Consider the following 21,008-nt stretch of genomic DNA (forward strand, 5'->3'; position numbering starts at 1 on the left):
CCCTGGACAGTCATCACAGTTCTTCGATACTCAACATTGAGGTTACCGTCAGAAGGATAGCTGTCATGCAAACCCAATATTCCGTTGCTGATTATCTGCTGGACAGGCTGGCAGACTGTGGCGTCGGCCACCTCTTTGGTGTGCCTGGCGATTATAATTTGCAGTTTCTTGACCACGTGATTGAACATCCCAGCGTACGTTGGGTCGGGTGTGCGAACGAATTAAATGCGGCTTATGCTGCGGATGGCTATGCCCGGGTGGCAGGGGCGGGAGCTTTGCTCACCACGTTTGGCGTGGGGGGAGTTAAGTGCGATCAACGGTATCGCGGGAAGCTATGCGGAATATGTTCCTGTTTTGCATATTGTCGGCGCGCCCTGTCGCGGTGCGCAGCGTCGTGGGGAACTGATGCATCACACCCTTGGCGACGGTGACTTTCAGCATTTTTACCGTATGCAGCAGGCTGTAACGACGGCCAGCGCAGTGCTGGATGAACAAAACGCCTGCTATGAAATTGATCGCGTGCTGCGGGCGATGTTAACTGAGCGCAGGCCGGGCTACCTGATGTTGCCTGCTGATGTGGCAAAACAGCCCGCCACGCCGCCGAATGACGCCCTGATTATTCCTCTGAGTGAACCGGAAAGCAGCGTGGCGGAAGCGTTTCGCTATTATGCCCGCGAGCGGCTATTGGACAGTCCGCGCGTAGCGCTGCTGGCCGACTTTCTCGCGCAGCGTTTTGGCTTACAGCCTGTATTGCAGCGTTGGATGGCGGAAACGCCGATGGCTCACGCCACGCTGTTGATGGGGAAAGGGTTATTTGATGAGCGTCACCCGGCGTTTGTCGGTACGTACAGCGCCGGAGCCAGTAGCGACTATGTGCGCCAGGCCATTGAAGATGCCGATACGATTATTTGTGTCGGTACACAATTTGTCGACACCCTGACCGCTGGGTTTACGCAACGGTTACCACCGGAGCGCACGATTGACGTTCAGCCCCATGCGTCACGTGTTGGTACCCAATGGTTTAACGTTCCGATGGAACAGGCCGTCACTACGTTACGCGAGTTGTGTCTGGAGATGTCGTTTTCACTGCCGCCCGAACGCCCGCCAGTTGGGCGTATCCAGGTTGAGAAGGGGCTGCTGACCCAGGAAAATTTCTGGCAAACGGTGCAACACTATCTCGCGTCCGATGACATCATCCTCGTCGACCAGGGAACGGCGGCATTTGGTGCGGCAGCGCTCTCGCTACCCAGCGGTGCGGAAGTCCTGGTCCAACCGCTGTGGGGTTCCATCGGCTACGCGCTCCCGGCGGCATTTGGCGCGCAAACGGCCTGCCCGGGCCGCCGGGTGATCCTGATTATTGGCGATGGTGCAGCGCAACTCACTATCCAGGAACTGGGCTCTATGCTCAGGGACGGGCAATCACCGGTGATTTTACTGCTTAACAATGACGGCTATACCGTGGAGCGGGCCATTCACGGGGCAAATCAGCGTTATAACGACATCGCCGGATGGAACTGGACGCAGGTGCCGCAGGCGTTAAGTCATGAATGTCAGGCGGAATGCTGGCGAGTGAAGCAGGCGGTCCAACTGGAGGAAGTGCTGGCCCGGCTGTCCCGTCCGCAACGATTGTCATTAATTGAAGTGGTGTTACCGAAAGCCGATCTTCCTGAGTTATTGCGCACGGTGACCCGTGCGCTGGAATCTCGCAACGGAGGATAGCTACTCCTCGGGACGGCTGGCGATCATCATTGGTTTTCCGGCCAATAAAAGCCAGGCGGGGAGCATAACGACGCAAAGCAGCGGCAGCAGAGTGGTGTCTGGCACCACGACTGCCGCCATAAACAGGCTCAACCACGCGTCGCGGGTAACGACCAGCACCAGCCCGAGAATCGCGCAGGAGACCGTGATGGCTGCCGGAACGGCTTCAACATGGGCGTGCAGCATCAGACCCAGCGCGACACCCACGAAGACCGCCGGAAAAATTCGCCCGCCGCGAAAACCGCTCGCTGCTGCGACCACCAATGCCGCCAGTTTGATCACGGCAAGCAGCAAATAATCCGTTGTCCCCAGCGTCTGGCTAAACGCCATTTGCTGCATTTCATCCAGTCCCTTAAATAAGGTAAGCGGTCCGCCAATTACACCCAAAATACCGAGAATAAAACCGCCAACCCCAAGGATCAGTACCGGGTGTTTAAGCCGATGTATTAAATGATGCAAGCGCGGTAGGCACCAGACGGCCACCATGCCCGCGGCAATGGCGATAGCAGCAACGACCGCACCGCTGAGGATATCGATCAGGTGCATTTGCGTATAGTGCGCGATGGGCAATGAAAAATGGGGATGAAAGAACAGGCTGGTGGTCAGTGAACCTGCGGCGGCGGCCATTAACGGCGCAAACAGACGATCCCACAAAGGAACATCGTTTGAGCTATTCAGCGTTTGCGAAAACACCAACGCGGCGGCCACGGGAGTACCAAATAACGCCCCGATGGTGCCGGCAGAGGCGAGAATGGTCCAGTCCAGCTTAGCAATGCGCGGAAAGAGGCGGCTGCCAAGCGCCACTGCGAGGGCGATATTCACGGTCATGATGGGATGTTCCGGCCCTAAACTGACGCCGCCCGCCAGACCGAGGATTAGCGCTGCCAGCAGGCCTGGCAGCGCCGAAACGGCCACCGGCATTCCGATTAACGGTTCACAAGCCGGATCCGGGCCAGCGTGGCCCCGGCTGTAGCGGATGACAAGCCCGACCATCAGTCCGGTTAACGTGAGCATACCGATGATCCACAGCGGAGAGTCCTGGGCAATTCCGATGCTAATCGGCAGACGCTCCCATAAAAATTGCTGTAAAACGGAAGCGACTTTCATCACAACGATCAACACCAGGCTGGACGCTATGCCAATGATTATCGCGGGAGTTGATAGCAAGAGCATCGTTCTGGCTCGCGGATGGAGCATTTTCAATTCCTTCAAACAGAGTCATAGATATAGTTTGCACAGCCTGCGCGACCGCATCGCTGCAAATGGTGCTGAAACGATAAAGTAATTGTGTGATCTGGATCGATTTTCTACGGGCATCAGCCTTCAGGCCGTTGTTGTTATGCCCCCATGAATTTACAGTGTGGCAAAGATTTATTCTGACTTTAGCGGAGCAGTGGAAGAATGACAAAATATGCTTTAGTAGGTGATGTTGGCGGCACCAACGCACGTCTTGCTCTGTGCGACATTGCCAGTGGCGAGATATCGCAGGCAAAAACCTATTCCGGGCTGGATTACCCCAGTCTGGAGGCTGTGGTGCGCGTGTACCTGGATGAGCATAGCGTCAGCGTCGAAGATGGTTGCATTGCCATTGCCTGTCCGATCACCGGCGACTGGGTGGCAATGACCAACCATACCTGGGCATTCTCTATTGCTGAGATGAAAAAAAATCTGGGCTTTAGCCATCTGGAAATCATTAATGATTTCACCGCCGTGTCGATGGCAATCCCTATGCTGAAAAAAGATCATTTGATCCAGTTTGGCGGCGCGGAACCTGTCGAAGGTAAACCGATTGCGGTGTATGGCGCGGGAACTGGCCTCGGCGTGGCGCATCTGGTGCACGTTGATAAACGCTGGGTAAGTCTGCCGGGTGAAGGCGGGCATGTGGATTTTGCGCCTAACAGCGAAGAAGAGGGGATTATCCTTGAGGTTCTGCGTGCGGAAATCGGTCATGTTTCTGCTGAACGTGTGCTCTCAGGACCCGGACTGGTGAACCTGTATCGCGCCATCGTCAAATCAGACGGCCGCCTGCCGGAAAATCTGCAGCCGAAGGATATCACCGCCCGTGCGCTGGAAGATTCCTGTATCGACTGCCGCCGCGCGCTGTCGCTGTTCTGTGTGATCATGGGCCGCTTTGGCGGCGATCTGGCGTTAACGCTGGGCACGTTTGGCGGCGTGTACATCGCTGGCGGGATCGTGCCGCGCTTCCTTGAATTCTTTAAAGCTTCCGGTTTCCGCGGTGGGTTTGAAGATAAAGGACGTTTTAAAGCCTACGTTCAGGATATTCCGGTGTATCTGATTGTGCATGATAATCCGGGCCTGCTTGGTTCTGGCGCACATCTGCGTCAGACGCTGGGGCATATTTTGTAAGGCCAATGTCGGATGGTATTTAGCAATCATCCGGCCTGTATTCCCACTAAACCGCGCTTCTGACGTAATGACGATCAGTTAACGACGAGCAATCGTCGTAACTATAGCTAAGAGCGGCATATCCGGAGGTAATGAATTTGTTGCCCCCGGTATTTGTTACGTTCACCTTATGTTTTTCACTTCTCTGAAACGATTACTCCCAGTGAACGTCTTAAGGGTACTATCGCCGTACCCTTAACAATCCCGGCTCCCGGCGGGAAAATTGCCACTTCGTGGTTCCCTCCGCTTATTCCTCCAGGCTACCGGGCCGGGCGCGAGGTAGCGTCCTTGCAAAGCGCGCCCTGAGCCAGCATCCATGCTGGCTCTCCCGGCCTTACGGAAACACGTCGGCAATTTTCAGCCGGACCAGCCCACACCTGACCATTTGCGTTTTTTGTTTAAACAGCAAAACAGATTTAACTGGAAGTCAGAGCGTTGAAGCGATGACTCCGGTCCGGCTGAAAATCGATGAGTCGTTGACGGCTGATCGGGTCTGCCCGCAGGGATGCGGGCAGAGGGGATGGCCTGCAGGGACGCAGGCTCGGCCCCGACCCGACAGGCAGACGGCATAAGACGAATAACTCGCGCAGCGACGATTTTCCCGCCGGGAGCCTGGGTTGCAAGGGAGGCGGCGGTGAGCCTCCCTTGCACGTTCACGGGTACCTGTGCTTCAGAAAAGTGAAAAGCTGAAGTGAACGGAACCCTGAGTCGCAATCACATGTTCTCCATAATGATTAACTGACAAGCATTACGCTTCTGACGCGGTTTTTTTATGCCTGCCGCCCAGCTTTCCGACCTTCGTCACACTTCCTGATTACTGGATTATATGTCCAGTAAAAGCATTATTTGTCTGATAACGGTCGCTACTTGCCTCGGACCATAATTTCTCTCGTTAACTATTACGAGGAAATGAATATGAGCAAAAAATTGATTGCTGTCTGTGCGTGCCCAATGGGGCTGGCTCACACCTTTATGGCGGCGCAGGCGCTGGAAGAAGCGGCGGTTGAAGCCGGTTATGAAGTGAAAATCGAAACTCAGGGCGCTGACGGAATTCAAAATCGACTGACGGCGCAGGATATCGCTGAGGCGACGTTAATCATCCATTCAGTTGCCGTTACCCCGGAAGATAACGAGCGTTTCGAGTCGCGTGACGTCTACGAAATTACGCTACAGGACGCGATAAAAAATGCGGCCGGCATCATTAAAGAGATCGAAGAGATGGTTGCCGCTGAACAACAATAATCATCGACAGGGAACTACGTATGGCCATTAAAAAACGCAGTGCAACCGTTGTGCCAGGCGCATCTGGTGCGACAGCGGCAATAAAAAATCCACCGGCCTCCCGCAACAGCTTCTGGGGCGAACTTCCGCAACATGTGATGTCGGGTATTTCACGCATGGTGCCGACATTGATTATGGGCGGGGTAATTCTCGCCTTCTCGCAACTGATCGCTTATAGCTGGCTCGATATTCCTGCTGACACGGGCATCATGGATGCGTTGAACAGCGGAAAATTTACCGGTTTTAATCTCTCATTACTGAAGTTTGCCTGGCTGTCGCAATCTTTTGGCGGCGTGCTGTTTGGTTTTGCTATTCCGATGTTTGCCGCGTTCGTTGCCAATTCGATTGGCGGCAAACTGGCGTTTCCGGCGGGGTTCATCGGTGGGCTGATGTCTACTCAGCCTACCCAGCTGCTGAATTTTGACCCATCGACGCTGCAATGGGTAACCAGTGCTCCCGTGCCTTCCACCTTTATTGGCGCGCTCATTATCTCGATCGTTGCCGGGTATCTGGTGAAGTGGATGAACCAAAAAATTCAGCTCCCTGATTTCCTGCTGGCGTTCAAAACCACCTTTTTGCTACCCATTCTTTCCGCCATTTTCGTCATGCTGGCGATGTATTACGTAATCACGCCGTTTGGCGGCTGGATCAACGGTGGAATTCGTACTCTGCTGACCGCAGCAGGAGAGAAAGGGACGCTGATGTATGCGATGGGGATTTCCGCGGCAACGGCCATCGACCTCGGGGGGCCGATTAATAAAGCTGCTGGATTTGTCGCCTTCAGCTTTACCACCGATCACGTTCTGCCGGTCACCGCGCGCTCTATTGCGATTGTGATTCCGCCGATTGGTCTCGGGCTGGCAACGCTGCTTGACCGCCGCTTAACGGGGAAACGTCTGTTCAGCGCCCAGCTCTACCCGCAGGGAAAAACGGCAATGTTCCTCGCATTTATGGGCATCAGCGAAGGGGCTATCCCGTTTGCGCTGGAAAGCCCCATCACGGCAATTCCCTCTTACATGGTTGGCGCCATTGTCGGATCGACGGCTGCCGTCTGGCTGGGTGCGGTGCAATGGTTCCCTGAGTCGGCTATCTGGGCATGGCCGCTGGTGACCAATCTCGGTGTCTATATGGCAGGGATCCTGTTAGGTGCGGTGATTACGGCGCTGATGGTGGTGTTCCTGCGCCATCTGATGTACCGCAAAGGCAAATTGCTGATTGAAAGCCTCTGATCAAAAGGATTGTAACCATGAGCTTACTTGCCTCGCTGCGTGACTGGTTAACGGCGCAACATCTCGATGCGATGCTGCTGTCATCGCGGCAGAATAAACAGCCGCATATGGGGATCTCCAGCAGTTCAGGGTATGTGTTTATCAGCCATGACAGCGCGCATATCCTGGTCGATGCCCGTTATTACACCGATGTCGCTACGCGTACCCAAGGCTACCAGATCCATCTCCTCGATGGCACACAGACGTTGTATTCGCGGGTGAATCACATCATTGCTGACGAGAAGCTGCAGACGGTGGGGTTCGAAGGCGAGCAGGTAAGCTGGGAAACGGCACAGGCCTGGGCAGGCAAACTGCATGGACGGCTGGTCAGCGCCGTGCCGGACGTGCTTCGGCAGGTGAAAACGGCCCAGGAAATAGCCTGTATCCGTGAAGCCTGCCGGATTGCCGACCTCAGCGCTGAACATATACGGCGGTTTATTCAACCCGGTCTGAGTGAGCGCGAGATTGCCGCCGAACTGGAGTGGTTTATGCGCACGCTTGGCGCAGACAAAGCTTCTTTTGACACCATTGTCGCCAGCGGCTGGCGCGGGGCTTTGCCGCATGGCAAAGCCAGCGATAAACGGGTTGCAGCAGGTGAATTCATTACGCTGGATTTTGGCGCACAGTATCAGGGGTATTGTTCGGATATGACGCGAACGTTTCGCATACCTGACGCCAACCAACCTGCAGAAGACAGTGCGCTATTTTCGATTTATCAGGTTGTCCTGGAAGCGCAACTGGCGGCGGTAGCGGCAATTCGACCTGGCGCGCGTTGCAATGAGGTGGACGCCGCAGCCAGGCAAGTTATTACACAGGCGGGCTATGGTAATGCGTTTGGTCACAATACCGGACACGCTATCGGCATTGAAGTCCATGAGAACCCACGTTTTTCCCCTACCGATGGGACGCCTCTGGCGGCGGGAATGCTGCTCACCGTTGAGCCAGGTATTTATCTGCCGGGGCAGGGCGGAGTGCGTATCGAGGACGTGGTGCTGGTTACGCCAGACGGCGGCGAGGTGCTCTACACCATGGCGAAAACATTGTTACACACGGGAGAGGCGTGATGGACTTATCGCTACTGAAGGCGCTGAGCGAGGCTGATGCGATCGCCTCCTCAGAACAGGAGGTGCGACAGATCTTGCTCGAAGAAGCAGATCGTCTGCACAAAGAAGTGCGCTTCGATGGGTTGGGATCGGTGTTGATCCGCCTGAATGAATCAACCGGTCCGAAGGTAATGATCTGCGCGCATATGGATGAAGTGGGATTTATTGTGCGCAGTATTTCCAAGGAAGGGGCGATCGATGTCTTGCCGGTGGGAAATGTGCGTATGGCGGCCAGACAGTTGCAGCCAGTGCGGATTACCACCCGCGAAGAGAGCAAAATCCCGGGGCTGCTCGACGGAGATCGCAGTGGCAACGAGGTGAATGCGCTGCGGGTGGATATTGGCGCGCGGTCTTATGACGAAGTACTTCAGGCCGGCGTGTGTCCAGGCGATCGCGTTACCTTTGACACGACTTTTCAGGTTTTGCCGCACCAACGCGTCATGGGCAAAGCCTTTGATGACCGACTTGGATGTTATTTGCTGGTAGCGTTGCTGCGCGAATGGCATAACGCCATCCTTCCTTGCGAGGTGTGGCTGGTGGCCAGTTCCAGTGAAGAAGTGGGACTGCGCGGAGGGCAAACGGCAGCGCGTGCGGTTGCGCCCGATGTGGCGATCGTGCTGGATACAGCCTGCTGGGCGAAAAATTTTGATTATGGCGCGGCCAACCACCGACAGCTCGGCAAAGGCCCGATGCTGGTGCTGAGCGATAAATCGCTGATTGCGCCGCCAAAGCTGACGGCATGGATTGAAAGTGTAGCCACTGATGCGGGCATCCCGTTACAGCTCGATATGTTCAGTAATGGCGGCACAGACGGCGGGGCCGTACACGTCAGCGGAACGGGGATCCCGACGGTTGTTATGGGGCCAGCTACGCGGTATGGGCACTGTGCGGCATCAATTGCCGACTGTCGTGACATCATCCAGACGCAGCAGTTGTTGTCGGCGCTTATTTCACATCTTACGTGCGAAACCGTGGCTCATCTGACGGACTTCAGGTGCTGATTTCGCGCTAATCAGGAGTTGTTATGCTAACGATTCAATTTCTTTGCCCGTTACCCAATGGACTGCATGCGCGTCCAGCATGGGAGCTGAAAGAGCAGTGCAGCCAGTGGCAAAGTGAGGTGATGTTTTTCAACCATCGTCAAAACGCCAAAGCGGATGCGAAAAGCTCGCTGGCGCTGATTGGCACCGGGACGCTGTTTAATGACAGCTGTAGCTTAACCATCACCGGTCAGGATGAAGAGCAGGCCAGGCGGGTGCTGGAGGAGTACATTCAGCAGCGGTTTATCGACAGCGACAGCGTTCAGCCAGGGGCGGCGGAACTGGCGGCGCATCCGTTGCCGCGTTCGCTGATTCGGCTCAACCCGGATTTGCTGTATGGCACTGTGCTGGCAGGCGGCGTGGGGGCAGGTCAGCTCACGCTGTGGCAGAGTGATAATCTGGAGAGCTATCGCGCGATTGCGGCGAGTGCGGAAGACAACGCCAGGCTGGAGCACAGTCTGGCAACGCTGGCGGAACTGCTCAATCAGCAACTGCGTGAGCGCGATGGTGAGAGTAAAACCATTCTCAGCGCGCATCTGTCTCTGATTCAGGACGACGAGTTTGCCGGGAATATTCGCCGCTTAATGCTGGAGCAGCATCTGGGGCTGGGGGCGGCGATTATTACCAATATGGAGCAAGTATGCGACAAGCTGTCGGCTTCCGGCAGCGATTACCTGCGTGAACGCGTCAGCGACATCCGTGATATCAGCGAACAATTGCTACATATTACGTGGCCTGAAAAGCGGCCGCGCCATGCGCTGGTGCTGGAAAAACCAACGATTCTGGTGGCTGAAGATCTGACGCCCAGTCAGTTTTTGAGTCTCGATTTGCAGCATCTGTCAGGCATGATCCTTGAGAAAACAGGGCGCACCTCGCATACGCTGATCCTCGCTCGGGCGTCGGCGATTCCGGTGCTTAGCGGCTTGCCGCTGGCAGCGATTAGCCGCTATGCCGGGCAACCCGCAGTCCTGGATGCCCGATGTGGAGTCCTGGCCATTAATCCAGACGAGGCGGTTCGCGGCTACTACGCGATTGCGCAGAAGCTTGCCGACGAATGCCAGCGTCGGCAAGCGCTTGACGCCGCCCAGCCCGCGTTAACCAAAGATAATCAACGAATTGACGTCGCAGCGAATATTGGCACCGCGCTGGAAGCGCCGGGGGCGTTTGCCAATGGCGCGGAAGGGATTGGGTTGTTTCGCACAGAAATGCTGTTTATGGATCGCGACAGCGCTCCTGACGAGCAGGAACAGTTTGAGGCCTACCAGCAGGTGTTGTTGGCTGCGGGCGACAAGCCGGTTATCTTTCGCACGATGGATATTGGTGGCGATAAGAACATCCGCTATCTCAATATTCCGCAAGAAGAGAACCCATTCCTGGGCTATCGCGCAGTGCGGATTTATCCAGAGTTTGCCGGGCTGTTTCGCACGCAGTTGCGCGCCATTTTACGCGCTGCAACCTTCGGTAATGCGCAGTTGATGATCCCGATGGTGCACAGCCTCGACCAGATTTTATGGGTAAAAAGCGAATTGCAAAAAGCACTGGTAGAGCTGAAAGCAGAGGGTTTACGTCATGCACCGACAATTTCATTGGGCATTATGGTTGAAGTACCTTCGGTGTGTTACATCATCGACCACTTCTGCGATGAGGTGGATTTCTTCAGCATTGGTTCCAATGACATGACCCAGTATCTGTACGCTGTCGATCGCAATAATCCTCGCGTGTCGCCACTGTACAACCCGATTACGCCCTCGTTCTTGCGGATGTTGCAGCAGATTGTTCGCGTGGCGCACGAACGTGGTAAATGGGTGGGCATTTGCGGAGAATTGGGCGGCGAAGGACGTTACTTGCCGCTGCTGTTGGGCTTAGGGCTTGACGAACTAAGTATGAGCAGCCCACGGATTCCGGCAGTGAAAAGCCAGCTTCGTCAACTGGACAGCCAGGCGTGTCGCGAACTCGCTATGCAGGCCTGCGAGTGTCGCTGCGCTCAGGAGATTGAAGATCTGCTGAACCAGTTTGCGCCACAGAAAGAGGTGCGGCCGCTACTGGCGCTGGAGAATATTTTTGTTAGTGAGCCCCTTACCAACAAAGAGCAGGCGATCCAGTTCTTATGTGGCAATCTTGGGGTAAATGGACGCACCGAACATCCGTTTGAGCTGGAGGAAGATGTCTGGCAGCGTGAAGAGATAGTCACTACCGCCGTAGGTTTCGGGGTTGCTATCCCACATACTAAATCCCAGTGGATCAACCATTCCAGTATCAGTATTGCCCGGCTTGCTCAGCCGATAGACTGGCAGTCCGAGATGGGCGACGTTGAACTGGTGATCATGCTGACGCTGGGCGCCGATGAAGGCATTAACCACGTGAAGGTCTTCTCGCAGCTTGCGCGTAAGCTGGTGAACAAGCAGTTCCGCCAGTCGTTGTTTGCCGCTACCGATGCCGAAAGCATTCTGGCGCTGCTGGAGGCGGAACTGACGTTTTAAATTCTACAGAGAGGAACGCTTTCCAGCCTGCGGCGAGGCGCTTGCAGGCTGCGTAAAGGCTTCTGATAGAGAAATTATTAATTTATGGTGTGTTGAATCGGCAGTTTCCCGGCCCTTAATAACGTCATCTCTTGTTTGCAGAGCAGTACTACCGCCTGGCGACCTTTTACGCGTCGGGCGGTGAGCGCTCTTTTCACGGTCCGACGATCCGCACCTGATTCCAGCATCTGAAGACACATCAGGGAAAGTGCACGTCTGTTTTTCATCGAATATTCACTTTGTTGAGTCAGCCTGCACGTTATGTGCGTAGGGGCATTATTCTACAACGATATAAGTGGATATGACTAACGCGTTGGTGTTGTTTCAATCAACGTGCTGACTGGAAACGCGCGCCGTACTCGCCCGGCGTCAGGCCAAACTGACGGCGGAACAGGCGACAAAAATAATCACTGTCCTGATACCCGCAACGCTGTGCGACTTCGCTAATCGACAGATGATATTTCTGTAAGATGATGCGCGCCTTCGCCATTCTCACCCACCGCACGTACTCGACAAATCCCATGGTGCCATGCTGGGTAAATATTTTAGATAAGTGATTCGGCGTGATATTAAAAAACTGCGCTACGTTTTCCCGGCTCAGCGATTGGGCATAGTTGTCCTGGACCCAATTACATATGCTGTGATAGAGAAATTCAGAGCGCGGGCGCGCTATATCAGGCCGGGTGTTTACCACGCTGCGGCACAGGTGCAGCAGACTCAGCACCAGCGGTTGAATAATATCCTGGGCCTGAGGTGAGCGGCTTAAATGGGTCAATGCGGTAAGCATCGCCTCGCCTTCACCGCGCTGCGGATGTGGTAACTCAATGCGACGTACGGGACGCAACAGCGATGCGGTTCGGTTGTCGTAAAAAGAGAGGCCCAGCCAGGCTGGAGAAAATACCAGGCTCAAGAGCATCACCGGTTTATCGTTGCCTGGTAAATTCGCCGCTTTCGCCGGGATGAACAACATGTCGCCTTCCGCCAGACTGTGCTGCTGCTTTTCCAGTTGGTTGCTGTACTCTCCGCGCAGCACGATATCCAGGCGGGGCAGGTCAATACATAAACTGCCGGTCGGTAATGTGGTTCGCGGGGTAGCGAACCATACGCGCCCCAGACGCTGCGGATTTAACACCAGGCCGCTGAACAGATCGGCAAAAAACTGTTGGTCGGCGGGCAGGCCTGGCTCTTTCATTGCTCTTTCTCTGCGCTATAAGTGCATTAACTGTCTGAACTCTTTCACTTTACTCCGACTCACCGGGATTTCAAATTCCAGGTCTTTTAAGCGCAGAATGTAGGTGTTGTTAAACCAGGGTTCGATCTCGCGAATTTTATTCAAATTGACACAGAATGAGCGGTGGCAGCGGAAGAAATGCGAAGCAGGCAGTTTGCTGCAAAATTCGGTGATGTTCATTGGCATCACATACGACTCGCGCCGGGTATAGACGAAGGTCATCTTTTCATGGGCTTCAGCGTAGTAGATGTCGTTGATCGGGGTTACGATGATCCGCTCATCTTTGATCAGGTTGATCGTATCGTTTTCCCGGATCACCGGGCTGGCTGGCGAGGTTCCCGCTTGCTGCTGTTGCCAGGCGGTCTCCAGCTTTTGCAGCATGCCGACAATGCGCGATTCCTGATACGGTTTCAGAATATAGTCAAAAGCTTCCAGCTCGAAAGCTTCAACAGCGTGCTCTTTCCACGCGGTAATAAACACAATAAAGGGCTTATGCGCGAACTGGCTGATGTTTTGCGCCAACAGTACACCATCCAGCGAGGGAATATTGATATCCAGAAAAATAGCGTCAACGCGGTTGTGCTGGAGATATTTCAGCACGTCAAGACCGTCGTCAAATGTGCCGACAATCTCCATCTGGCTGTGCTCTTTTATCAGCCAGCTTAGTTCCTGTTGGGCCAGGAATTCATCTTCGACAATGATGACTTTCACGACTTCACTCCTGGTTAAAGCAATAATGTGGCCGGTGCGGCTGCGGGCGAGTGCTGATTAGGCACATAAAAGGCAATCTCTGTGCCCGGCTCCAGACGGCGGATCAGTAATCCTTCGCCATAGAGCAGCTTAACGCGATGATGGACATTCAACAGGCCAATTTTATTACCCGGCATTTCATTGGATTCGACCCGCTCAATCACTTTCGGATCGATCCCATGACCGGTGTCCCGCACGGCAATTCGTACCCGATTTCCGCACTCTGCAACGCTGATGGTCACCACGCCTTTTCCTTTGCAGGGTTGAATACCATGAACAATGGCGTTCTCGACAAGCGGCTGAATCAGCAGGCTGGGAATATAACAGCTTACCTCTTCATCAATATCATAAATAACCGTCAGCTTGTCGCCAAAACGGGCCTGTTCGATGGCGATGTAATCCTTGATTTGGTACAGCTCTTTCTTGATGTCGATCTGCTCATCATCTTTTAATTCAATATTATAGCGAAGATAACGCGACAAATTAAAAATGAGCTGGCGCGCGGTGTCCGGGTTAAGTCGCACCGACGACGAAATAGCGTTCAGGGCGTTAAACAGGAAATGGGGATTTATTTTACTCTGCAGTGCCCGCAGTTCTGCCTTATTTGCCATTTCGCGTAGCTGTTCCGCCCGAGAAACCTCAAGCTGAGTCGAGATAATTTGCGACAGGCCGATGGCCATTTCCTGTAGCGAGGAGGTGATCTGGTGAGCGTGACAGTAGTAGATCTTCAGCGTGCCGGTGACAACGCCTTTCTCCCAAAGCGGGATCACCAGCATGGAGTGTATTTCCGGTGTCCGATGTGCTTCATCATTGTTTTTGATGATGATTTTTCCGTAATTGATCGCCTGTCGCGTGGTCGGGCTGACGAAGTCATCGTTATCGCGGTAATTCAGTTCACCCACGCCAACGTAGGCCAGAACGTGCTGGGTATTGGTAATCGCGACGGCGTCTGCATGGATGTCATGGCGAATAATTTCACACACCTGGCGGAGCGACTCGCTGTTGACGTGACGGAAAAGCGGCAGGGTTTTGTTGGCGATATCCAGTGCCAGCTTGGCCTGTTTCGCGGCGCTGGCTTCTTTCTCGCCCTCCACGCTTTGAACCAGCATGACGATAAAACCAATACAGACGCTGCCCAGGATCATCGGGATACCGATTTTCGAGACGATATCCAGCCCCAGCGCGGTCGTAGGCGCCCAGGCAACGACGAGGATCATGGTCAGGGATTCGCACAGCATTCCGCCTAAAATACCTGCGCGCCAGTGTTGCGCTTTGGGGATCTTACGGTTGATCCACCCGGCAATGCAGCCTGCCAGAATACTGGTAATAAAGCAGGGTAGGGCGGTTACGCCGCCAATATCAATCAGGTAGCGGTGGGTGCCGGCGATGAGTCCCGTAATGATGCCGACCCACGGACCGAACAAAATTCCCCCTGACATGACCGCGATAATACGTACGTTTACCAGTGAGCCTTCAACCGGTACGCCGGACCAGGTACTGAACAGGGCAAACATCGAGAAAATCGCGGTGACGGCGAGCAACTCTTTCGGGGAGTGAGCTGACTTGTGCAACAGTTCGCGAAACAGGCGGATACGAATCAGGAAAAACAGACAAAACAGCATCAGCGCTGCCCGGTCAAATACCGCCAGCAGCATATTAAATATTTCGTGCACGGGTGACTCTTGCGCAGGGGTTAAACCTCTATGATAGGCAACCTGAGTCTGGATGACCAGCGCCCGCGCAGCCTGCGGCTAATGAGGAAAAACCTTAATATTAAAAGGGGATTGTTGCATTGTTGTTGTATTTACAATACCTGTCTTCTAAGCGCAAAGATCAAGGTAATGTTTTCAACAATAAAATGTTAAATGATGGTAATTTTTAGCTGTGTGTGAAAATGAATATTTCCTCATTTTGTTTGCCTGTTCCTCATTTGTGTCGAAAAAAATATTTTGTTTTGCCTCTCGACAGAAGGAAATTATTCAGGCTATTTTCTAAACGTGCCACCATCGTGGCAGCGTCGCTCGGACGGTCCGGGCGCTAACGTTAATCTGAGGATATTATGGCTGACACCCGCCCTGAACGTCGCTTTACGCGTATTGATCGCCTTCCCCCTTACGTTTTTAACATTACCGCTGAACTGAAGATGGCTGCGCGTCGGCGCGGCGAAGATATTATCGATTTCAGTATGGGGAACCCGGATGGGGCCACGCCTCCTCACATTGTTGAAAAACTGTGTACCGTGGCGCAGCGCCCGGACACGCATGGCTATTCCACGTCTCGCGGCATTCCGCGTCTGCGTCGGGCGATTTCCCGCTGGTATCAGGAACGCTATGACGTTGAGATTGATCCCGAATCCGAAGCGATTGTGACTATTGGTTCCAAGGAGGGACTGGCGCACCTGATGCTGGCAACGCTCGATCATGGTGATACGGTTCTCGTACCCAACCCGAGCTATCCGATCCATATTTATGGCGCGGTGATTGCCGGGGCGCAGGTACGGTCAGTGCCGCTGGTTGAAGGTGTCGATTTCTTTAATGAGCTGGAGCGCGCGATCCGTGAAAGCTACCCGAAACCGAAGATGATGATCTTAGGTTTCCCGTCCAACCCGACAGCACAGTGCGTCGAGCTGGAGTTTTTCGAAAAAGTCGTCGCGCTGGCTAAACGCTATGACGTGCTGGTGGTTCACGATCTCGCCTATGCCGATATCGTTTACGATGGCTGGAAAGCGCCATCGATTATGCAAGTACCTGGCGCTCGTGATGTCGCGGTTGAATTTTTCACCCTGTCGAAAAGCTACAACATGGCGGGCTGGCGTATCGGTTTTATGGTTGGCAATAAAACGCTGGTCAACGCGCTGGCACGCATCAAGAGTTATCACGATTACGGGACGTTTACACCGTTGCAGGTTGCGGCAATCGCGGCGCTGGAAGGCGATCAGCAATGCGTACGGGATATTGCCGAGCAGTATAAACGCCGTCGTGATGTGCTGGTTAAAGGACTGCATGAGGCCGGTTGGATGGTTGAGATGCCAAAGGCCTCAATGTACGTTTGGGCGAAAATTCCTGAGCAATATGCCGCGATGGGGTCACTTGAGTTTGCCAAGAAACTGCTGAACGAAGCGAAAGTATGTGTTTCGCCGGGGATTGGCTTTGGTGATTATGGCGATACGCACGTGCGTTTTGCCTTAATTGAAAACCGTGACCGTACCCGCCAGGCGATCCGCGGCATCAAAGCGATGTTCCGCGCAGATGGCTTACTGCCTGCCAGTGCGAAATCGGCTATTGAAAGTACCGACTAACCGATCGTGAGATCTCCAAAAGCAAACAGGAGCCTGATGGCTCCTGTTTTTGCTGCGTCTTTTATTTAGATCATCAGGGCGAACGTACCGGCCCAAACGATGACCATAAAAGAAATGCCCATAAAGAAATATTTCACTTTTCATCTCTCCGCGTACCTGGGTACGTCTGAATGAACATATGCTTACCTGACAGAGAGCTGATGCACGCGCAAACGAAATGGAGAATATCCCTCGTTTGCCTGGCGGCATCACCTCAGAATTCTGAGCTTTAGTGCTCCAGACGGCGCTAATGTACGCCTAAAAATGAGGTGAGACAAGAGGCATTTTTCTATTTAATTTTAATAACTTACAAGTGTCGTGATTCGGCGACAGTTTAATTTCTGCCGGTAATAAATTGCTATTGAGCGACGTAATGATTAGTCGGAGAATTCTCATATCACCATAGTATGAATGTGGTTAATTTTTCGCGGAATTCAATAATGAAAAGGTTAAAAATGACCAGATTAATGATGTTAGCACTCGTTCTTACGCCAGTGACGTCGATGGCGGCCTCACCGTTGGCGTTTAATTTCAGCTGCGCAAGTATTGGTGGTGTGAATAGTGATGGTAAAGGTAACGTTTGGATTGACGGTGCCAAGGCGACCGTAAAGAGCTTCAATGAAAACTACTGGGAAGCCAAAAGCGGCAAAAATACGCTTTCCATCTCCCGTAAAGATGACGGCAACCCGGAAGTTTCATGGTCAGGGCCAAATCGTAAGCACGGAATTTGTCAGCCTGAAGACAATATTGACTACGCCCCGGGGGAAAAATCGCCCCACAGCGGTCCTTCTTTCTCCTGCTCAGCGGTGGCAAAGGGAAGTATTGAAGAAGTTATTTGCCAGAGTCCATCACTCTCCGAGCTGGATGTTAAGTTGAACGGGGTCTACAAACAGGCGTTGGTTAAATCGAAAAATAACCCAACGCTGAAAGCGGAGCAGCGCGGCTGGGTTAAAGGACGAAACGAGTGCTGGAAAGAGCAGGATAAACCAGCCTGTATTGCTCGTAACTACAATGAGCGCATGGCTGAACTACAGAACGAGTGGGGCGTTAAGTAATTCAGCCACAGACAAAAAGAAAGGCCGTAAGGCCTTTCATTTTAGATATATAACGAGGCTTCACCCATGGGGCGGGTTTTGAAGCGACGGTGGATCCAGAGATACTGCTCGGGCGCGCGCATGATCTCTTTTTCGATAATTTTATTCATATAAGCCGCAGCCTGGCTTTCATCTGCCGGGTAACCTTCCATTTGTGGTGTGATAAACAGGCGGTAACCTGAGTTATCTGCTTTTCTCACCATGGTTACGGTCAGCATCGCTGCGCCCGACAGGCGTGACAGCACGTAAGTACCATTGGTGGTTGCCACGTTTTTAACGGCGAAGAAAGGCGCGAACGAGCTTCCTTTACGGCCGTAGTCCTGATCGGGAGCAAACCATACCGCTTCCCCTTTTTTCAGGGCGCCGACAATGCCACGCAGATTATTTCTGCCGATCATGGCTTTGTTGGAACGCATACGACCGCGGGTTTGGATCCACTCCATCAACTTATTGTTGTGCGGGCGATAGGTTGCCATCATCGGCTGGCACAGCCCCATTACGCGGCCACCTAATTCGAGCGACATAAAGTGTACGCCTACGACCATCACGCCACGGTCTTCCATCTGGGCGCGTTTCAGGTTGTCCAACCCTTCTACATCAAACCATTTGCGAACGCGGTGATCCGGCCAGAACCAGGCCATACCTGTTTCAAGCAGTCCCATGCCGAGTGAACGGAAGTTCTCATCGACCAGTTTGTCTCTCTCTTCCTGCGACAGATTGGGGAAACAGAGTTCGAGGTTTTTACGTGCAATAGATTCACGGCGCTTTAAAAATGGACGAGCCAGTGTTCCTGTACGGGTACCAAGAAAACATAATACGGGATAGGGAAGTTGTACCAGTAACCAGAGCACACCGACGCCAAACCACGTGAGCCAATAGCGCGGATGTAAAAACGCGCGTGAAAATTTACATTGGGGAAACATAAGCACCTGTTGTTGATACGAAATAGATGTATCGCGAAGACGCTGGGTCTGGCGCGTTACACTCTGCACAGATCGTTAGGCCGCCATAAACGACATTGGTTCCTGCAAAGAGTGTAAAACTGAGTCAGGACAAAACCACGAGGGGCATGAATGATCGGACGCACAATGTACACCCGAAGATTAATGTCAGCCAGAAATAATTACTCAAGTTTCGTAAATATTTTGGGGGCGATTAAGAACAAAAAAAAGACTATTTATAATTCATTGTTTTTATGATGAATAAATAAACTCCAGGTGTATATCTAAATAGTAAGCAGATGAGTGATTTTTGTAACGTAAATGTTGCTTAAATTGCGAACTGATGGAAATTATCTTAGAATATAAAAACAAGGGAGTGTAAGGACTTACGTAAAGTTTTATGGCAAACAGGAGGTATCGCTATGCTCTATTTTTGGACCTTTCTCGCATTGAGTATTCTGAGCGTCAGTTGCTACATCTGGCAGGTAATGGGCGCTGCGGCGTCAATAAGCGCTTTTATCGGCATGGTCATACTCACCGCCTTAATTTACGTTTTTACTATGCGGTTGACTAATGGTAACGAAATGGTAACCGGATTATTCCTTTTTCTTGCCCCAACATGCGGTTTGATCATTCGCTTTATGGTGGGGGACGGTAGGCAATAATCCGGCGTGTTACGATTGGAAATGAATTTTCACGTTTAGCTGTTTTTTATTTAGCTGAGAGTAGGGAAGTGCCAGCTGCGCTGGCACTTTTTGCGAGACTGAACTCGATTAACGGGCGTCAGCCAACTGGAGTGATGCTTCTTCTTGCTGAGCATTTTTCCGCTGTTGCTCAAGTTCCAGCGCCCCGCGATGAGAGAGGTAGCAGAACAGGATGCAACAGACAATTCCCCCCATCAGCAGATAGAAACCGCCATGCCATCCCATTTTGTCGACCATTACGCCAAACAGGCTGGTGCCCAATGACGCGCCAAAAATGTAGCTCATAAATCCGCGCAATCCTACTGCGGAACCCACTGCGAAGCTGGGTACGATTTCCATGGTCTGAACGGATGCCAGGAACTGAGGAACATAAATCAGGCAGCCAACGATGGCGGCAAAAATAGTCACCATCAACAGCGATTCGCTTTTCCAGTAGCCGATCAGACAGACGAAAATCAGTGCCATACAAATCATGGCCAATGGCATGCGACGGCCTTTAAACAGTTTATCGGTAAGCCAACCCGCCAGTAATGTGGAAGGGATTGCCGCCCATTCGAAAAATAAAAAAGCGACGCTCATTTCCTCTTTCGAGAAATGTTTTTCGGTTAACAGATAAATTGGCAACCAGCTAATCATGCCAAAACGTACCATATAGACAAAAACATCTACCAGTGAAACATACCAGGCATTTTTATTACGCAGGACATAAGTGCAGAAGATCTGGAAGGCGCTCATATTTTCTGGCGCCTGGACAGCGTGTCGGGCATTTAATACAATTTTTTCTTCCGGCATCATTTGTTCCAGAGCCGGTAAACCTTCCTGGCGTGGTGAACCTTTCCCCAGCATCAGCACGATAAATGCAAACAGGACGGCAACGCCGGCCGGAACAATATAGCTGGCGCTTTGCCAGTGTTCACTTCCCAAAATGGCAAAGGCGGCACCAACGATCGGGGCAACAATACCACCACCGACATTGTGTGAGATATTCCAGAATGCGCCAACGCGTCCACGTTCTTTACGCGGAAACCAGTTGGCGATAGTAATAAATGAAGGGCCGACGCCCATCCCCTGGAACAAGCCGTTGAAGACAACCAGCGCGGCAAAAATCCAGAATCCGGTACTGAATCCTAAACCTACGTTGACGATGGCGCACAGAATCAAACCGCATGCCATAAAGACTTTGGGGCTGGCTTTGTCTGCCAGGCTGCTCATAATGCCTTTACTGATCCCATAGGCGATAAGCATACAACTGCTGAGTAAACCGATCTGCGTGGCGCTGAGATCCAGATGCTCCTTCAGATAAGGCGTTGAGAGCGTGAAGTTATTACGCACAATATAGTACGCAAGATAGCCCAGGAATACGCTGAGTAATGCCTGAATGCGATAGCGGCCATAAGTTTCCTGGACTTTCTCCGCCGGGACTTTATTTGCCGCAGGCCCTGCCTTAAATATTGATAACATATCATCACCTAAATTTATATTGATGTGAATATCAGGAGTTTTCGTGGTGAAGAGTGAAATAGGCAGGAGAGAAACTCAAGTCGATGAAATGTGTCATTATTGACCCATTTTGCGG

The 21,008-nt window shown here is 52.7% G+C and carries 17 protein-coding genes and 1 pseudogene; 10 read left to right on the forward strand and 8 right to left on the reverse strand.

Features of this window, described 5'->3' with window-relative positions; all coding sequences use genetic code 11:
• Window positions 1-65: 65 nt before the first annotated feature.
• Window positions 66-1,719, forward strand: a pseudogene (locus AC534G_RS07400) (alpha-keto acid decarboxylase family protein).
• Here AC534G_RS07400 and AC534G_RS07405 read toward each other — a convergent pair.
• Window positions 1,720-2,955, reverse strand: a complete 1,236-nt coding sequence (locus AC534G_RS07405) for an ion channel protein (RefSeq protein ID WP_069324510.1) — start codon at window positions 2,953-2,955, stop codon at window positions 1,720-1,722.
• 204 nt (window positions 2,956-3,159) lie between these two features.
• Here AC534G_RS07405 and glk point away from each other — a divergent pair, with 204 nt between their 5' ends.
• From glk to ptsP, 6 genes are all read left to right on the forward strand, one after another.
• Window positions 3,160-4,125 (forward strand): glucokinase, encoded by a 966-nt coding sequence (gene glk / locus AC534G_RS07410; protein ID WP_042306971.1) that lies wholly within the window; start codon window positions 3,160-3,162, stop codon window positions 4,123-4,125.
• 954 nt (window positions 4,126-5,079) lie between these two features.
• Window positions 5,080-5,406 (forward strand): PTS fructose transporter subunit IIB, encoded by a 327-nt coding sequence (locus tag AC534G_RS07415; protein WP_003028254.1) that lies wholly within the window; start codon window positions 5,080-5,082, stop codon window positions 5,404-5,406.
• Window positions 5,407-5,426: 20 nt separating this feature from the next.
• Window positions 5,427-6,674, forward strand: a complete 1,248-nt coding sequence (locus tag AC534G_RS07420; protein ID WP_110497256.1) for a PTS fructose transporter subunit IIC — start codon at window positions 5,427-5,429, stop codon at window positions 6,672-6,674.
• 17 nt (window positions 6,675-6,691) lie between these two features.
• Window positions 6,692-7,777: an aminopeptidase gene (ypdF, locus tag AC534G_RS07425; protein ID WP_110497258.1), complete on the forward strand. Its 1,086-nt coding sequence runs from the start codon at window positions 6,692-6,694 to the stop codon at window positions 7,775-7,777.
• Entirely contained in the window at window positions 7,777-8,817 is a 1,041-nt protein-coding gene (gene ypdE, locus AC534G_RS07430; protein ID WP_110497260.1) for an aminopeptidase, read from the forward strand. The genes ypdF and ypdE overlap by 1 nt, the downstream gene beginning before the upstream one ends.
• A gap of 23 nt (window positions 8,818-8,840) precedes the next feature.
• On the forward strand, window positions 8,841-11,336 hold the full coding sequence (gene ptsP, locus AC534G_RS07435; RefSeq protein ID WP_110497262.1) for a phosphoenolpyruvate--protein phosphotransferase: 2,496 nt from the start codon (window positions 8,841-8,843) through the stop codon (window positions 11,334-11,336).
• A 77-nt stretch (window positions 11,337-11,413) separates the two neighbouring features.
• On the opposite strand, the gene AC534G_RS07440 is transcribed toward ptsP, so the two are convergent.
• From AC534G_RS07440 to AC534G_RS07455, 4 genes are all read right to left on the reverse strand, one after another.
• Entirely contained in the window at window positions 11,414-11,602 is a 189-nt protein-coding gene (locus tag AC534G_RS07440; protein WP_071888160.1) for a hypothetical protein, read from the reverse strand.
• 101 nt (window positions 11,603-11,703) lie between these two features.
• Window positions 11,704-12,567, reverse strand: coding sequence for an AraC family transcriptional regulator (locus AC534G_RS07445; protein WP_038642425.1), 864 nt, complete (start codon window positions 12,565-12,567; stop codon window positions 11,704-11,706).
• Between the two features lie 15 nt (window positions 12,568-12,582).
• The gene (ypdB, locus tag AC534G_RS07450) at window positions 12,583-13,317 is read right to left on the reverse strand and encodes a two-component system response regulator YpdB (RefSeq protein WP_038642424.1); all 735 of its coding nucleotides are present in this window, start codon (window positions 13,315-13,317) and stop codon (window positions 12,583-12,585) included.
• 14 nt (window positions 13,318-13,331) lie between these two features.
• Window positions 13,332-15,029 carry a sensor histidine kinase gene (locus tag AC534G_RS07455; RefSeq protein WP_071888159.1) on the reverse strand — a complete coding sequence of 566 codons (1,698 nt, stop codon included), beginning with the start codon at window positions 15,027-15,029 and terminating at the stop codon, window positions 13,332-13,334.
• A gap of 386 nt (window positions 15,030-15,415) precedes the next feature.
• Between AC534G_RS07455 and alaC the strand changes: the two genes are divergently transcribed.
• Window positions 15,416-16,654: an alanine transaminase gene (gene alaC / locus AC534G_RS07460; RefSeq protein ID WP_038642420.1), complete on the forward strand. Its 1,239-nt coding sequence runs from the start codon at window positions 15,416-15,418 to the stop codon at window positions 16,652-16,654.
• Between the two features lie 65 nt (window positions 16,655-16,719).
• On the opposite strand, the gene ypdK is transcribed toward alaC, so the two are convergent.
• Entirely contained in the window at window positions 16,720-16,791 is a 72-nt protein-coding gene (ypdK, locus tag AC534G_RS07465) for a membrane protein YpdK (protein WP_010723117.1), read from the reverse strand.
• Between the two features lie 342 nt (window positions 16,792-17,133).
• Between ypdK and AC534G_RS07470 the strand changes: the two genes are divergently transcribed.
• Window positions 17,134-17,748, forward strand: a complete 615-nt coding sequence (locus AC534G_RS07470; RefSeq protein WP_069324515.1) for a lysozyme inhibitor LprI family protein — start codon at window positions 17,134-17,136, stop codon at window positions 17,746-17,748.
• 41 nt (window positions 17,749-17,789) lie between these two features.
• On the opposite strand, the gene lpxP is transcribed toward AC534G_RS07470, so the two are convergent.
• Complete coding sequence (gene lpxP / locus AC534G_RS07475; RefSeq protein ID WP_038642416.1) at window positions 17,790-18,710, reverse strand: kdo(2)-lipid IV(A) palmitoleoyltransferase; 921 nt, start codon at window positions 18,708-18,710, stop codon at window positions 17,790-17,792.
• A 440-nt stretch (window positions 18,711-19,150) separates the two neighbouring features.
• On the opposite strand from lpxP, the gene AC534G_RS07480 reads away from it, so the two are divergent.
• The gene (locus AC534G_RS07480; RefSeq protein WP_038642414.1) at window positions 19,151-19,393 is read left to right on the forward strand and encodes a DUF2545 family protein; all 243 of its coding nucleotides are present in this window, start codon (window positions 19,151-19,153) and stop codon (window positions 19,391-19,393) included.
• A 108-nt stretch (window positions 19,394-19,501) separates the two neighbouring features.
• On the opposite strand, the gene pgtP is transcribed toward AC534G_RS07480, so the two are convergent.
• A complete protein-coding gene (pgtP, locus tag AC534G_RS07485; RefSeq protein WP_110497264.1) occupies window positions 19,502-20,893 on the reverse strand; it encodes a phosphoglycerate transporter PgtP in 1,392 nt (463 codons plus the stop codon).
• Between the last annotated feature and the right edge of the window lie 115 nt (window positions 20,894-21,008).

This window comes from Citrobacter sp. CRE-46 (genome assembly GCF_059615875.1).